General features: G+C 42.5%; 16 protein-coding genes and 1 tRNA gene. 5 read left to right on the top strand and 12 right to left on the bottom strand.

Features of this window, described 5'->3' with window-relative positions; all coding sequences use genetic code 11:
• Window positions 1–186: 186 nt before the first annotated feature.
• Window positions 187–1,197 (top strand): sensor histidine kinase, encoded by a 1,011-nt coding sequence (locus ACY652_RS07530; protein ID WP_462267465.1) that lies wholly within the window; start codon window positions 187–189, stop codon window positions 1,195–1,197.
• Between the two features lie 24 nt (window positions 1,198–1,221).
• Window positions 1,222–1,974 (top strand): LytR/AlgR family response regulator transcription factor, encoded by a 753-nt coding sequence (locus ACY652_RS07525; protein ID WP_462267463.1) that lies wholly within the window; start codon window positions 1,222–1,224, stop codon window positions 1,972–1,974.
• On the opposite strand, the gene ACY652_RS07520 is transcribed toward ACY652_RS07525, so the two are convergent.
• Complete coding sequence (locus ACY652_RS07520) at window positions 1,971–2,747, bottom strand: SDR family oxidoreductase (protein WP_462267461.1); 777 nt, start codon at window positions 2,745–2,747, stop codon at window positions 1,971–1,973. The two genes, ACY652_RS07525 and ACY652_RS07520, sit on opposite strands and share 4 nt — an antisense overlap.
• A 141-nt stretch (window positions 2,748–2,888) precedes the next feature.
• On the opposite strand from ACY652_RS07520, the gene ACY652_RS07515 reads away from it, so the two are divergent.
• On the top strand, window positions 2,889–3,275 hold the full coding sequence (locus ACY652_RS07515; protein ID WP_462267459.1) for a diacylglycerol kinase family protein: 387 nt from the start codon (window positions 2,889–2,891) through the stop codon (window positions 3,273–3,275).
• Complete coding sequence (gene recO / locus ACY652_RS07510) at window positions 3,265–3,990, top strand: DNA repair protein RecO (RefSeq protein WP_462267457.1); 726 nt, start codon at window positions 3,265–3,267, stop codon at window positions 3,988–3,990. Before ACY652_RS07515 ends, recO begins: the two co-directional genes overlap by 11 nt.
• On the opposite strand, the gene ACY652_RS07505 is transcribed toward recO, so the two are convergent.
• Together ACY652_RS07505 and ACY652_RS07500 are read right to left on the bottom strand one after the other, a co-directional pair.
• Window positions 3,982–5,088 (bottom strand): AI-2E family transporter, encoded by a 1,107-nt coding sequence (locus tag ACY652_RS07505; protein ID WP_462267455.1) that lies wholly within the window; start codon window positions 5,086–5,088, stop codon window positions 3,982–3,984. The two genes, recO and ACY652_RS07505, sit on opposite strands and share 9 nt — an antisense overlap.
• A 62-nt stretch (window positions 5,089–5,150) precedes the next feature.
• Entirely contained in the window at window positions 5,151–5,390 is a 240-nt protein-coding gene (locus ACY652_RS07500) for a hypothetical protein (protein ID WP_462267453.1), read from the bottom strand.
• 175 nt (window positions 5,391–5,565) lie between these two features.
• On the opposite strand from ACY652_RS07500, the gene ACY652_RS07495 reads away from it, so the two are divergent.
• A tRNA-Val gene (locus ACY652_RS07495) sits at window positions 5,566–5,640 on the top strand.
• A 317-nt stretch (window positions 5,641–5,957) separates the two neighbouring features.
• Here ACY652_RS07495 and ACY652_RS07490 read toward each other — a convergent pair.
• From ACY652_RS07490 to ACY652_RS07450, 9 genes are all read right to left on the bottom strand, one after another.
• Window positions 5,958–7,118: a hypothetical protein gene (locus tag ACY652_RS07490; protein WP_462267451.1), complete on the bottom strand. Its 1,161-nt coding sequence runs from the start codon at window positions 7,116–7,118 to the stop codon at window positions 5,958–5,960.
• A gap of 7 nt (window positions 7,119–7,125) precedes the next feature.
• Window positions 7,126–7,674: a hypothetical protein gene (locus tag ACY652_RS07485; RefSeq protein ID WP_462267449.1), complete on the bottom strand. Its 549-nt coding sequence runs from the start codon at window positions 7,672–7,674 to the stop codon at window positions 7,126–7,128.
• Window positions 7,675–7,773: 99 nt separating this feature from the next.
• Window positions 7,774–8,070: a hypothetical protein gene (locus tag ACY652_RS07480; RefSeq protein WP_462267447.1), complete on the bottom strand. Its 297-nt coding sequence runs from the start codon at window positions 8,068–8,070 to the stop codon at window positions 7,774–7,776.
• Window positions 8,071–8,213: 143 nt separating this feature from the next.
• On the bottom strand, window positions 8,214–9,284 hold the full coding sequence (locus tag ACY652_RS07475; protein WP_462267445.1) for a PAAR domain-containing protein: 1,071 nt from the start codon (window positions 9,282–9,284) through the stop codon (window positions 8,214–8,216).
• 4 nt (window positions 9,285–9,288) lie between these two features.
• Window positions 9,289–11,163, bottom strand: a complete 1,875-nt coding sequence (locus ACY652_RS07470) for a type VI secretion system Vgr family protein (protein ID WP_462267443.1) — start codon at window positions 11,161–11,163, stop codon at window positions 9,289–9,291.
• 369 nt (window positions 11,164–11,532) lie between these two features.
• Window positions 11,533–12,324 carry a hypothetical protein gene (locus ACY652_RS07465; protein WP_462267441.1) on the bottom strand — a complete coding sequence of 264 codons (792 nt, stop codon included), beginning with the start codon at window positions 12,322–12,324 and terminating at the stop codon, window positions 11,533–11,535.
• Window positions 12,321–12,716, bottom strand: coding sequence for a hypothetical protein (locus ACY652_RS07460; RefSeq protein WP_462267439.1), 396 nt, complete (start codon window positions 12,714–12,716; stop codon window positions 12,321–12,323). The genes ACY652_RS07465 and ACY652_RS07460 overlap by 4 nt, the downstream gene beginning before the upstream one ends.
• A 173-nt stretch (window positions 12,717–12,889) precedes the next feature.
• Window positions 12,890–13,483: a hypothetical protein gene (locus ACY652_RS07455; protein ID WP_462267437.1), complete on the bottom strand. Its 594-nt coding sequence runs from the start codon at window positions 13,481–13,483 to the stop codon at window positions 12,890–12,892.
• Between the two features lie 3 nt (window positions 13,484–13,486).
• The gene (locus tag ACY652_RS07450) at window positions 13,487–13,714 is read right to left on the bottom strand and encodes a hypothetical protein (RefSeq protein WP_462267435.1); all 228 of its coding nucleotides are present in this window, start codon (window positions 13,712–13,714) and stop codon (window positions 13,487–13,489) included.
• Between the last annotated feature and the right edge of the window lie 112 nt (window positions 13,715–13,826).

Genomic DNA, 13,826 nt, shown 5'->3' with positions numbered 1-13,826 from the left:
TTCAAAGGTGCAGTTAGCCATATAGCCCTGAAATATTATAATCCCAATCCCTAGTAATATTATCTGAACCCGAAAAATGATGAAAAAGCAGCCATTTACCGGGTTATGCCCGGTTGGCATCAAAAAAAGGGCGGTTGGGATAAATATTTAAAAACGGTGCAACGCCAGCATCTACCTTTACGTCTTATGAAAAGGAAAGAACTGTACTATCACCTCATTGGCTGGATAGTTTACATCGCTTATATTGCTGTAGGCTTCATTATAGAAACCAAGCCTTTTGGCAACCGGTTATTTACCGGCTCCTTTACGGTAGTAAAGATCAGTGAGTTCTACTTCTTCTACCTTTGGGTATATCCTAAATTTTTAAGGAGGGATAAAGTTCCGCAACTGATTGGCGGCATATTGTTGGGTATGGCGCTATTTATTGTGGTACGCTATATATTGGAAGAGGTTATACTGTTTCATATTTTTCACATTCATAACTATTACGGCCAAACGGTATTGTCTTACAGCATTGATAATATGTACTATAGCACATCAGGCATCATACTTAGCCTGGCAGTGTATAGCAGCTTCAATGCCCTGCGTAAGGAGCAAGAGAATAAATCACTGCGTGAAGAGAAAGTAAATGCTGAGTTGGCTTTTCTAAAATCACAGATCAATCCGCATTTTTTATATAACACGCTTAATTATATTTATTCGCTGGCCTACCCGGTATCTGATCATTTGGCTGATGCCATCATTAAGCTTTCGCAAATGATGCGCTACATGCTTACGGAGAGCGCCAGCGGACTGGTAGACTTGCAAAAGGAAGTAGACTATATTGAAAACTTTATTGCTATTTACCAATTGCGCTTCGGTGATAACTTCAATGTGGAGTTTACCACCGAAGGGGCTGTAGGCGGGCAGCGCGTTGCTGCGCTGATGCTGATTCCGTTTGTAGAAAATGCATTCAAGCACGGTGTAGTGGATGACCCGCAACGGCCGGTGCGCATTATACTGAAAGCAACAGCCGACCATGTTACCTTTATGGTAAGTAATAAAATAAATACCCAGCAGAAAGATCATTCCAGCGGGGTAGGGCTGGTAAACATCCGTCGCCGGCTGGAACTCATCTATCCCGGCAGGCATGAACTGCTGGTATCGGCTAATGGCCAGACTTATAAAAGCACTTTATCTATCCAGCTAAATTCTTAAAATATCAGCCTATATTAGCCTCCTATGATACGTTGCCTTGCGGTTGATGATGAAGCTTATGCTACCAAAATTATTGCCGATTATATTGCCAAAATACCATTTTTAACACTGGCCGGTACCACCACCAGTGCCATCGAAGCACTCACACAAGTGCAGCAGGGCAATGTTGACCTCGTGTTCTTAGATATTCAGATGCCGGAGCTTACCGATATGCAGTTTTTAAAGCTGCTTGGCGGCAGATGTAAGGTGATACTGACCACCGCTTATCCGGAATATGCGCTGGAAGGTTATGAGCACGATGTGGTGGATTACTTACTGAAACCTATTCCGTTCGACCGCTTTTTGAAAGCAGCGCAAAAAGCCTATAATTTATTACAGCCTGTTAAAAATGCAGAACCTGCAGTATTGCCTGCGGCTACCGAACACCTGATTGCAGAACCTGCTGCCCCTGCCGGCAATAATCACATTTTTTTTAAAGGCGACAGCAAGAATAAGTTTCTGCGTGTTAATTATAACGATGTGCTGTATATTGAAGGGCTAAAAAATTACATCTCAATATTTACGCCCGAACAGCGGCTGGTGACTTACCAAACCCTGCGCGATCTGGAAGAACAGCTGCCACAGCCGCCCTTTTACCGGGTGCACAAATCATACATTGTTTCCCTCAACAAAATCAGGATGATTGATGGCAACCTTATTTATATCAATGATCAAACCATCCCGATAGGCGAAACCTACCGGGATGAGTTCTTTAGGATAATACGCGATGTGCGTTAAATTATGTTGCGCCCTGCACCGCCATCTATCTGTAAGGTTGTACCGGTTACATAAGAGGCCTGTGCCGAAGCCAGGAAGGCCACTACTGCGGCAAATTCCTCCGGCTTACCTATGCGCCCTAAAGGTATGGCTTTAACTTTCTCTTTTATCTGTTCATCAGCATCACGGTCGGGAGACAAAGTTTCTTTAACACGATCAGTTAAAATTAAGCCTGCGCCTACGTTATTTACCGTGATGTTGTAAATCCCCAGTTCTTCAGACAAGAGCTTTGCCATTCCAACTACACCCAAACGTACGCTGGTAGATAATACCGAGTTCGGAAATATTGATTTTACAGAACCGCTAATAACATTGATGATACGGCCGCTGCCTGCCTTTTTCATATAAGGCACTACCTGCCTGCTGGTACGGGCAAAGCTGAGCAGGTTGAGTTCAAATGCCTGCTGCCATTGTAAATCGCCGAAGTCTTCAAATTTACCGAATGGCGGGCCACCGGCATTGTTAATTAATATGTCTATCTGCCCGAATTGCTGTCCTGTGGTTTCAATCAAGTGTGTGATGTCTTCAGCTTTCGATACATCCGTAGGAATTGCTGTTACCTTGCGCCCGGTTTGCTGTTCAATAATTGCTGCTGTTCTGTTTAGCTCTTCAGCATTACGTGAAGCAATGATAACCGTAGCGCCTTCTGCGGCCAGCGTAGTTGCTATTGCTTTACCTAACCCTTTGCTGGCAGCCAGCACCAGTGCCACTTTGTTATTCAGTTGTAAATCCATTTTATAGATAGAAATCTGGCAGCACAACAGGTAAATGCTGATACTTGTTTTTTAAAACAGACCGGCTGATGTACTGCTTATGAAAAGTAACTCATTTATTGCACCTTTGAATTTCTTGTTGAAACCGGCAATCATCAGTACATGAATTTTTCAGGAAGCTTACGTAAACTCATCCGCAGCTTTGGCTATGCCTTTAAAGGTATTGGCTATGCTACAGCCACACAACTTAACTTCAGGGTGCACTTGGTAGCTACACTGGTAGCAGTGTACCTGGGTTATGCCCTGCATATATCGGTAAACGAATGGCAGTGGGTGGTGTTAACCATCACACTGGTATTAGTTACCGAACTACTGAACACAGCTATTGAAACATTGGTTGACCTGGTATCACCCGAATTTAACAAAAAGGCCGGGCGGGTAAAAGATGTAGCTGCCGGAGCAGTGGTAATTACTGCCCTATTTGCCGTAATTAATGCTTTATTTATTTTTTTGCCTAAAGTTCTGATATTGCTGCACTATGCTTCATAAAACCCGCGGAATAGTTTTTAAGGTAACCGACTATGGCGAAACCAGTGTGGTGGTACAGCTATTTACCGAAAAATTCGGGCTGCAATCGTACATCATAAATGGTGTTAAGCGGCCTAAGGCCAAAATTACCCGTAACATGCTGCAGCCACTGCATTTGCTCGATCTGATTGTGTATTATAAAAATACGGGGGCTGTGCAACGGATTAAAGAATTGAAAAACGCACCGCTGCTTCAAACCATCCCTTACGATGTAATAAAAAGCGGCATTGCCCTGTTTTTAAACGAAGTGCTGTATAAAGCGGTAAAGCAGCAAACGCCCGATGAACAGTTATTTGATTACATATTCAACTCGGTAGAACTGCTGGACCATCAGGAAGCCGGATTAGCTAACTTTCACCTGGTATTCTTAATTGGCCTAACCCGTTATCTGGGGTTTTATCCCGACAGCAGGCAGGCAGAGCATGCCGATTATTTCGACATGAAAAATGGGGTGTTTACCCGTTACAAACCCGAAACTACACTATACTTGTCGCCTCCCTATACCCATATCTTTTATGAACTGATGCAGTATGGTTTTGAAAATATGGGGCAAATTAAAATCAGCACAGCCGAACGGCGTACCCTGATTACCCGGCTGCTTGAATACTATGCGCAGCACATTGAAGGCTTTGGCAACATCCATGCCCATGAAATTTTGGAGGAAGTGCTAAGATGAGGTTTGCTTTTTAAACTTTTGCAGCGCCTTTTTAATCCAGCTTTCGCTGTTATTCTTCTTTTTGCTTTCGCCGCTACCCAGCAGGTAACCATATGGTTTTAATTGCTCAACGCTATCGCAGATAATTTTCAGGATGCCCAGTGCCGGTATAGCTATTACCATACCGCCAACACCCCACACCGCCTCACCTACTACCAAGATAAAAATTGTAAAAAAGGGATTAAGGTTAACTTGGTCGCCAACAAGGAGAGGAGCGATAATATAGGATTGGATAAACTGCACCAGCCCATAAGTAACCAGTATCCCGAAAATCATTCCTGAGCCTCCTCCCTGGGCAATGCCCATTAATAAGGTAATACCAGTACCCGTAAGGTTGCCAACAAAAGGTACCAGTTCAAGCGTTCCGCATAAAACAGCAAAAAATATTGCGTTCTTTACGCCTACAATACTGAACCCGATACCGTACATCACCCATAAAATAACAATCTGCAAGCCTAATCCACCCAAATATTGTTGTATAACTATGCCTGATTTATTAATAATGTCTTCTGCCTGTTTTCGGCGATCAGCTTTAACCAGTTTATAAATGAAGTTTTTGAAATGCTGGCGAAAATAGATGAGCAGGAAGATGTAAATCATTACCAGAATGAAGTTGACCAGCACACCGCTGGCCGTATTGAGCAGCCCGGTTATTATATTACCTGCTTTGCCCATGGTGCCAGATTGTTGTTGCTTCAGCATTTGCTGCTGCTCTTTGGGCGATACACCAAAATTTTCGCTGATATAGCCTTTGGCCTGGCTCACCAATCCGTTAAAACGCTCCTCTACCGAAGATAAATCTTTAATTATCCCCTTAAGCTGCCAGGCTAACAAACCAATTAAAACAGCCATTAGCAGCAGTAAGACAAAAACACTTAAGAATGCCGCTACGCTTTTAGGTACATTCTTCTGCTCAAACCAGCGGCTTACAGGCGTAAGCAATAATGCCAGCAGCAAACCTAAGGTAAGCGGAATTAAAACACCTTGTGCAAGATACAGTATCCCAAAGCTGAGCACAAAGAATAACAGCAGTCGAACAGTTAAGCTAAGATTGTACATTAAAGGGTGCAAATACGTAAAAATTAAAGTTACCCGCTTTGCCCGGCAAAGCAGGTATAACTTTACTTGTCCTGCTCAATGATATGTTTGGCGATAAACTGCAGGTTAGAAGCAGGTATTTCATCACCCGAAAGTTGCTTCAGGTTACCGTCTGGTTGCAGTTCCAGTTCTGCGTTCATGTTATTATCCATGTGCAGGCTCACCTGGTTACCTTTTTTTATAACATGGCAGGTAAGCTCGCGTTCAGAATAATTAACTGTAAAGGTGTACTGCTTTTCGTTGTTGGGTTCAGCGTTGCTCATAAAATTGAAAATGATATAGGGTAACAACACTGTAACCTATTGCAATGTTTCCTGCAAATATGACTGGTACCCGTTTAAAGTACCAGATCAATAAAATAATATATACCCAGAAAAAAGTGAAATTTATTTTGAGGAAATCAAAAACGCTGCTATCTTTGCATCACCAAAAAGCAAAGGGAGCTTAGCTCAGCTGGTTCAGAGCATCTGCCTTACAAGCAGAGGGTCACTGGTTCGAACCCAGTAGCTCCCACTTAATAAAAAAGCCTTTAGATTAAGTTCTAAGGGCTTTTTTATTAAGTTTGCTATTGAACTTGTAAGTAATGTATTATCAAATGAATTAAGCGGACAGCGAGATTGTATACTAAACTGCAATTAACAGCTTTATGGCTTGTGTGAATAAGGATGTTAACAGTTTGGTTGTGCCCCTGCACTTTCTTTAAAATTATTACACCTTATAACTATACAAAGGGCAGGCAGTCTTTTTAGCTGTCATTAGCTGCCTTAAAGTAACTAATCTGTTTTTACGGTACTTGTAAATGAGAACATTATTTGAAATTTATTAACTTTTTAGGTTGACCAGTTTATTGGAAGCCACCGATTTGGTTGCTGCTTTATAGGATTTATTTGAGACGGTGTGGTAACCGGTGGCATAACAATGTCTTTTTTATCAAATGATCTGTTGTTAAAAGAGTCGGTTACAATCTCCATTGCTCTTTTGTTAACTTCCCAAAAGTCATTTTCTAAATTAGGCTTGGGGCCAATTTGTTCAAAATAATACCAGCCGCCAACAGTTTTCAAAATGTATATTTTAAGGTAAGCGCTATTCTTTTCACCTTCATAGCTTAAGGTTCCGGTAGCTGTAAAAAATTCTTTAACCTGAGGATTGGTACAAACTTCCGGTTGTAGGGGCTGTATTTCAGGCGATGATAGCAATAAATTGCTTATAGCTTTTTGATACAGGTTGGCTGCACTATCAGCTTGTGCCAGGGCATAAAAGCAGGCGTTGATGATGCCTTTATTTTTACCTAACACAGTGTGTATAAATATGAAGCGGGAAAATAATTTAGTGTTGTTGGTTTCGAACTGTATTTCCCATGATTCAGGTAGGTAGAAAGAAACCTTTTCAGTGAAATCGTACTCAAACGGAAAAAGATATTCGGCCATTTGCCAGTCTGATAAATGAATGAAGTTCCAGTTACCTGCAATCTGCAGGATTTGATAAGCATAATCCGGATAGTCTTCAATTTTGCAGGTAACTTTAACACAAAGCAAATTAGCCCCGGTTCGCTCAATATCATAATCCTTCAGCACTGTAAATCTCGAAACCATCTGATCTCCATTGGGCCAGGTGCTGCAGGTAAGCACATCTAAATAGTTGCCGGTGCTTTTGCCTTTTAACTCTCTTACGTGCAAAACAACTTCGCTCATTATAGCCAGCTTTTTTAAAAGCCAGTCAGCAGCATTCATTTCGTAGCTCACATGCTCGTACAGCATTTGCACTTCCAGGTAAGCACTGTTATCAACAGTGCAGTATTGGCCAATACTTGTTAGCTTCAGCTCGGTGTGTGCAACAGGATTAGTAACCACCGGCTTCACTGTGTTAGGCAGTAATATCCAGTATTGCAACGGTGCATCAACAGAAGTATAATTACACTTCCAAAAGTGTTCTTTAAGGTAGGCAGGCTGCAGTTGTTGTTCTACAGGAAAATTCAGGCTGGTATCTTGCATATTGAATTTATTTTAAGCCCCAGTGCGAGACAATATGAAAAATGTTTTTAGCCTGAGCCGCATAATCCTTTTGGTTACAAGATGCTTTTAGTACATAATAGTTATTACCCTTGCTTATGCCGGTAAACCTGCTGATTACCTGCTCGCCGTTGCCAATGGTTTTTGAAGTAAGTACATCAATGTTCTTCGATCCGTCGGGATAGGTAATCATATTCTGGTGTAGCACTTTCTCGCCGGTAATCTGCACTTTATTCAAGAGCCATACTACAGGGCTTTTGCCGTTGGTTACAGTTTCGTAGGCTACCCATACTTCTATATATGGCAGAGTTTTATCTATGGTGTTATAAATACCAATGTTGGTAAGCCCTACCTCCTTTAACTGCTGCGGCTTAATGGCTGTAGGTTTAAGCGTATTAGGCAGTATAACCCAGTAGGCATGGGCTGCTCCGGCCGAACTATAATCGCATTTCCAGAAAGTGGCTTTTTGATACGCAGCAGTAAAGCCGGTTTTTAACGGAAAAGGCAAGCCGGGCTGCCCCGATATATTAATTGCCATAAATTTAGAGTGCAAGTTTGCCGCATTACCTGATTGATTCAGTTCAACAAGCAATATAATAACCAGTAGCAGCCGTTTATAATTCATATCCATTTGCTTTTACTTCATTTTTTCGGCCCAAACGCCGTATAACATTAAGGCCGAACCCAAAAACCATATAACTGCAGCTCCTCTTTTCAACAAACCCTGTTGTGTAACAAAAGCCTTTATAGGCTGGCGGTTTAAATTAGCCGCATTGTTTTCCTGATGAAAGTTGGCTATGTAATCTACCATATAGGAAAAAAGCTGGTTAGCCAGGTTGGTCATGCTGATTACAATTATTGAAAAAAAGATGGAGAAGAAAGCTGCCGTAAAGTTTGCATCAGGCATAAACTTAACCGCCTTCATCAGCAGCATAACTAAAACTCCTAAAATAACGGCAGCCGGTATAAGCGCAATAAAGGTTTTAACTAAAAGTGGCCTTTCAAGCCTTTTCGATAAAAAGAACAACAGGTAAAAATTTATTAAAACACATACCAAATACATTAATACTCTCATGGCTATCCAATTAAAACGGTTGCACAACCTGTAAGTATCGTCCCTGGGTGCACCGCAGGAAAAAAATGATGATACAAATCAGCAAACGGTTTAAAGTTTACGGTAACATCTATATCTACTTTTGCACCGAAAACCAAATGGGCGCCAAGTTTGGCTTTAATGTTGGCAGCATAATCATCAGTATCTACCCATCCACCCAAGCCCAAATCCCAGCCTACAGATCCGGCATCAGCACTGCCGCCTAATTCAAGTTTCGTTTTTTTCTCTGCTATCTCTGTTGCGCCGTTTGCCATGTCTGAGGATAACTTGGCAGAGCCCTTAATTACTGCAGCCTTCTCGGTAGATTGCAGGTTGAAACCATATTTATGATCCGAGCCTCCGGTATAAGCTACGGCTGTGGCCTCGTGCTCAGCGCTAAACAACTCGCCCGAAGCTTTTCCAGAAACATATTTCATTTTCTCACCTCCAATGTAACCTTCAGCTTCTCCGCTTATGGCTGCTGCCTTGCCTGTGGTTTCTACGCCGTACAAACCGTTACTGCCATAGGCACCAGCCATGGCATCTCCCTTCATAACACCCATACTGGCACTTCCGCCTATGCCACCATTGCCTTTGCCAAACAGTTCTTTTTCACCTTTCGCCTTAAAATCCAGCACACCGAATCCAAAGTGGGCCTGGTCATAATGCCCATCCTTGGTTTTATCTTTAAGGCCGTATTGTATATACATGGCCTGTGCAGTTATATTTTTGGGGTATTGCGTTTTAACCGTACCATCCGGATTGGTATCTTTAGCTGCGGTTAATACGGTCATTTTGTCTTTAGCGCCTTCCGGTTCTTTAGCCGGAGGCGTACCACAGCTTGTTTTGTCTCCAAGCCGGGCAGCAGCCCTGCCATTAATCAGTACCGTTTTTGAACCTTCTACAATAGCGGCCTCCCCATGCTGAGAGCAGTTCAGCTTATCACCTATACGGGCAGCAGGCTTTCCGCCTATCATTACATTTTTACTGCCGCTTGTGATAGGGCCTATATGCGCACCTTTATCTATAAACGCCCGTGCTGCCGGTTTACTCATGATTTTATGAATTAATTTTTACAGTGGTGCCAGTGATATCAGTTAGCGGCCCTCCGGCTATGATAGCAATAGTTTCAGATTGCATCATATTAGAGTCTGTGCCCATACTGGTTACTATTTTTGATTTTTCGTCCAATAGTTCCTGCCCTTCAATTGATACATATTTACCCTTAATATCAACTACTTCAGTAGCTGCAGCGGCTTGCTCATCAGTAGCCCCTTCTGCTGCTATATTACCAATGGTAATTAGAGGAGATTGTATATCCACGCTCTGGCTGCCATTGATGCTGATATTTTTCCCGGTAATGGCAATATTACCTTCTTTGTCCATAGTGATGGAGCTGCTGCCGGTATGCATTACTATTTTACTGCCGGCCTCTGTTGTAATTGTTGATGGGCCATTTTGTATAGTGATATAGTTGGTACCGTTGGTTCCTAAAGTTAATGCATGCATCAAATCATTAAAGGTTAAATGACTGCCCCGGCGTGAAGTCATTGATTTGATGTTGCTGTTCACAAAGCCTGCACTATCCACATTGTTGCTATGGTAAACGCTGCCCATTACTATGGGGCGGGCAATGTTGCCTTCTTCAAAGCCAATTAGTACCTGGTCGCCTTTTTCCGGTACTACCATAAAGCCCCGGTTCTTGCCGGTATCGCCGTGCCCGGCATTGGGGCTTACTACACGCAGCCATTCGGTTGGGTCATTGGCGGTACACTGCCATTGAAATTGCACCTTTATGCGGCCTTGCTTCTTAGGGTCATCGTTTTCCAGTACCAACGCCAGCTGTGTATCCGCCAGCGGTTTGGTTACGTGGGGTACAGGCAGCTTTTCACTATCGGCAGATACGCCTTCAAAAGTATTCTGATAATGCCCTACACCGTCCAGCTGGTGGTAAACGGCGGTAACCAGGAACTTGCCAAAATCCTGTACCTGGAAACCCTGATCGGCCCGCATACTGGTGCTGATGTTGACCACGCTGCCCAGCGCTATCTGCGGATTGTCGCCGTTGCCCATGATGCTGAGCAGTTCAGATACGATGGCCTTATGCTCATCATTCACAAAGTTGTCTATTTCCTTTTGCGAGTTTACCCGCACACCTACCGGCCCGTTGTAAAGCTTACTGTATACCTGATTGGAGGCATCAATAGCGTGCGACAAATCAGGCGAGCTGGCAGTACTGCCTTCGGGCTGGGAGGTAAGTACTTTATCCTGTGTGGAATGGTAAGAGAACTTACGGTATTTAAGCGGGGCTATCTGCATACCATACTGAAGCGTATGTAAATCTCGCCCGTATATTAGGTCTACCTCCTTCAGTTTGTCAGGCTTGCCGAAATTCAGTTGAGTACCATCATAATAAAACCATTCATGATACTCGGCCGATAAGCGATTGATAAAGTCAAAATCGCTTTCGCGGTACTGCATGATATAATCAATATTGGCGGTATATACCGGCTTGATTTGAAAATTCAGGTCGTTCTGCGGGGCGTCGGCCGTAGCCTGGCTTAAAATGGTTTTCAGGTTCTTGTTTAGGTAGGAACCCAAATCAGGCCCACGGTCAATCAGGATGCTGGGGCTGAAACCGCTGATGACAATATCGCCTTGAAAGCCATGGCTTTGCGCAATATCCACACGGGTAATTTTGCCGGTAAACTGGTTTTCACTGCTGTCTATCCTGCCAAACTGAACAGTTAAATTCTTACCAACAAAATCTTTTGATTTTTCGATGGTAACTTGGTTGGTGCCTTCAATCTGATCATGGTTAAACCTTAACTGAAACGCATGATGCTTATTAAAGCGCTGGTCCAGCGTGAAAGAAGAAAAATGCGCTATGGCTTCGCCTTCTATATTAATGTCTACCTTAAGTTTGGTTTCCATAAGTAATTTGTTTTGTATCTGCTACCGGCCTGTACAATTATAGCAGCAATCATGCCTTTATATCCAAAATTTATATTTGTTGTGCTTAAATTAATACTTTTCGTCATTTGAGCACATTACGTGTAGCAGTTTCTTTGTTGCCGGATAAATAAAATGTTCAACTAACACAGCTGTATCTGAACTGTAGTTTTTATTTACCTCATATCAAGAACATCAGCCATTTTGTATTGTTCGTTATAATAAACTGTATGTTAAACCCTAAAGGCCGTCTGTTTTATAAATACCGGCCCGGCTGGTATTATCTTGTTTCGTTTATTTTACTGTTTTTGGCGGTCGTTTAAACTGTATTAACTTACTGGTTGGGTTTCTTCAGGTTATTTTATAAATAGCTATTTTATACAAACCCGGAAAGAAATGGGTTTCATATCCCTGCCTGGTATGTTTATCGGGTTTAAGGGTTGCCGGAATAACTTTTTCTTTATAGGGATGTACCACAATAACCTGCCCCTTCTTTAAATAGCCGGCGCCTACCATGGTGCTTACATCGTTAGGCTTCACATGTATACACCCGTGCGAGTCTTCCAGGTTTACTACAAATGTTGATTGCTTGGCCGTACGGGTGCTGTTGTAGTAGCTCATCGCCTCGTTGCCTGGTGTTGTGTGTATAAAGTCGCCCAGGATGCTTTCGTTCCTGTCCAGCCTGCCGTTGTAATTATTATCCCTGAAGTATTTTACCGATACGTGCCCGAAATCATTAAATATCCACCGGTTAGGCGTTTCTATATTGTAAAGCGGTATCCTTTTACCGGCATATTTAACAAAAGCTATTTTGTTCCATTCACTCACGATAGCATCAGTAATTTCAGCTTCTGTACTGTAATAAGTTAACCATATGGGCCGGTATTTAGTTAGTTTTTGCCAAAGGCCCTTGTTGTAAGGGTCAACATAGGCAACTTTATTTATAAACTTTAATCCGGCTCCCCATGGCACTCCAGACCAATACGCATACTTGCCGTAGCTTATGTGCTTTTCAATAATGGCAATTACAAACCGGCCGGCTGTAGTTTGGCTTCTTTCATACCCGTCTGAGCCCATTGTTTTTGCAATAGGGCCGCCGTGGGCATCATACTCCTTAATCTTAATCAGCAGGTGATGTGTCATAATATAGGTGATGATATCCGAATCTCTTCAATACTATTATCCGGATACTTTGGCAAATTTTTACTGTCAACTGCTATACTTATTCCTGGTGCCGGCGCTTTTTTAAATAAAGATATGATAGGTCCACCGGCACTGGGCGGCAGTGTTTTCCAATCGCCAAAATGTGCTTTAAGTATCTTAAATGCAAGTGTTTTACAAAGTGGTTTTGGCAACACGAGTGCGCAAAATAAAATTTTTGAAGTATCGCGCTCTGCTTTAGCAAATTCAATGCTCAGATAGTCGGCCGCCTTATTAACGGGCTCGCCTGTAGCTTCGGCATTAATTTTATATTGGGCGGTATACCGCTTTATCAATTTGTTAGCTTCCGCAACATCATTGTGCTTCGCTGCCATGTTTTCTGCCAGATGCTTAACCAGGTTTAGCAGCGTATCCTGCTCTATCATTCTCAGTGCAGGCACCTCCCCGGATTGATGTATATTCTTTACCGCTGGTTTGCAGGCGTACACAATACAGCACAAGATAATGCAGTAAAGAAGCAGCAAATAATTTTTAAATGATGTATTCTTTATAGCGTATACCATAGCTTGGGTGATAATTCAATTTTCTCAACACTGTTCTCTAAATTCTCTGGTAAGCCTTTACTTTCAACTGATATATTTATCCCTGGTGCCGGTTCTTTTATAAAAGAAGTTATGATGTAAGGTGCTTCAAAGGGCCTGCTCTCAAGCGGAACTTTTTTGCAATCGCCGAAATGCGCTTTAAGGCTATTAAATGTGATTGCTTTGTACAGTGGTTTTGGCAGCAGAAGCGTACAGAATGAAATTTTTGATGAATCTCGCTTAGCCATATCAAAATAGATGCTCAGGTAATCGGGTGCCTTATTAAATGGCTTACCTGCAACTTCGGCATTAATTTTATAACGGGAGGTATAATTTTTTAATATTTTATTGAGTTCGGCAACATCACAATGCCTGGCCGACATGTTTTCTGCCAAACGCTTAACAAGGTTTAGCAGTATGTCCCGCTCAATCGTTTTCAGTGCAGGCGCCTGCCCGGATTGATATGGATTTTTTACAGGCGGTTTACAGGCGTATGCAGCGCAGCACAAAATGATACAGCAAAAATACAGCGGAGTTCGGGTAGGTGATTTGCTTTTCATTTATTAGCGGCTGTGTCCGGTTACATCACCCTGGCAATCTATCCATATCAGTTTATAAGTGCCTTTAACACTACCGAAAAACAGGCTTTTGTTTCCGCCCCGGGCACTGCCAACAGGGGTAACTGGTTTTATTTTCCGGGCAGCTATGGCAGCTTTATCTTGCTGGTGGCCCGGCATGCAACCCGCAACGCCGATAACTACAGCTATTACGGCCAATATCTTCTTCGCCATTTTAGTTATACCTAATACTTGTCAATCTCCTCATTTTCCATCTGCTTCAATATAATGGCGGTACCTATCTGGCTTAAAATATATAACGGCCCCTTCTTCTTGCTATGTTGAT

Origin of the sequence: Mucilaginibacter sp. (assembly GCF_965200995.1) — a bacterium.
GTDB lineage: Bacteria > Bacteroidota > Bacteroidia > Sphingobacteriales > Sphingobacteriaceae > Mucilaginibacter.
The sequence above is the reverse complement of the archived record's forward strand: the minus strand, read 5'-3'. Positions and strand labels throughout refer to the sequence as shown.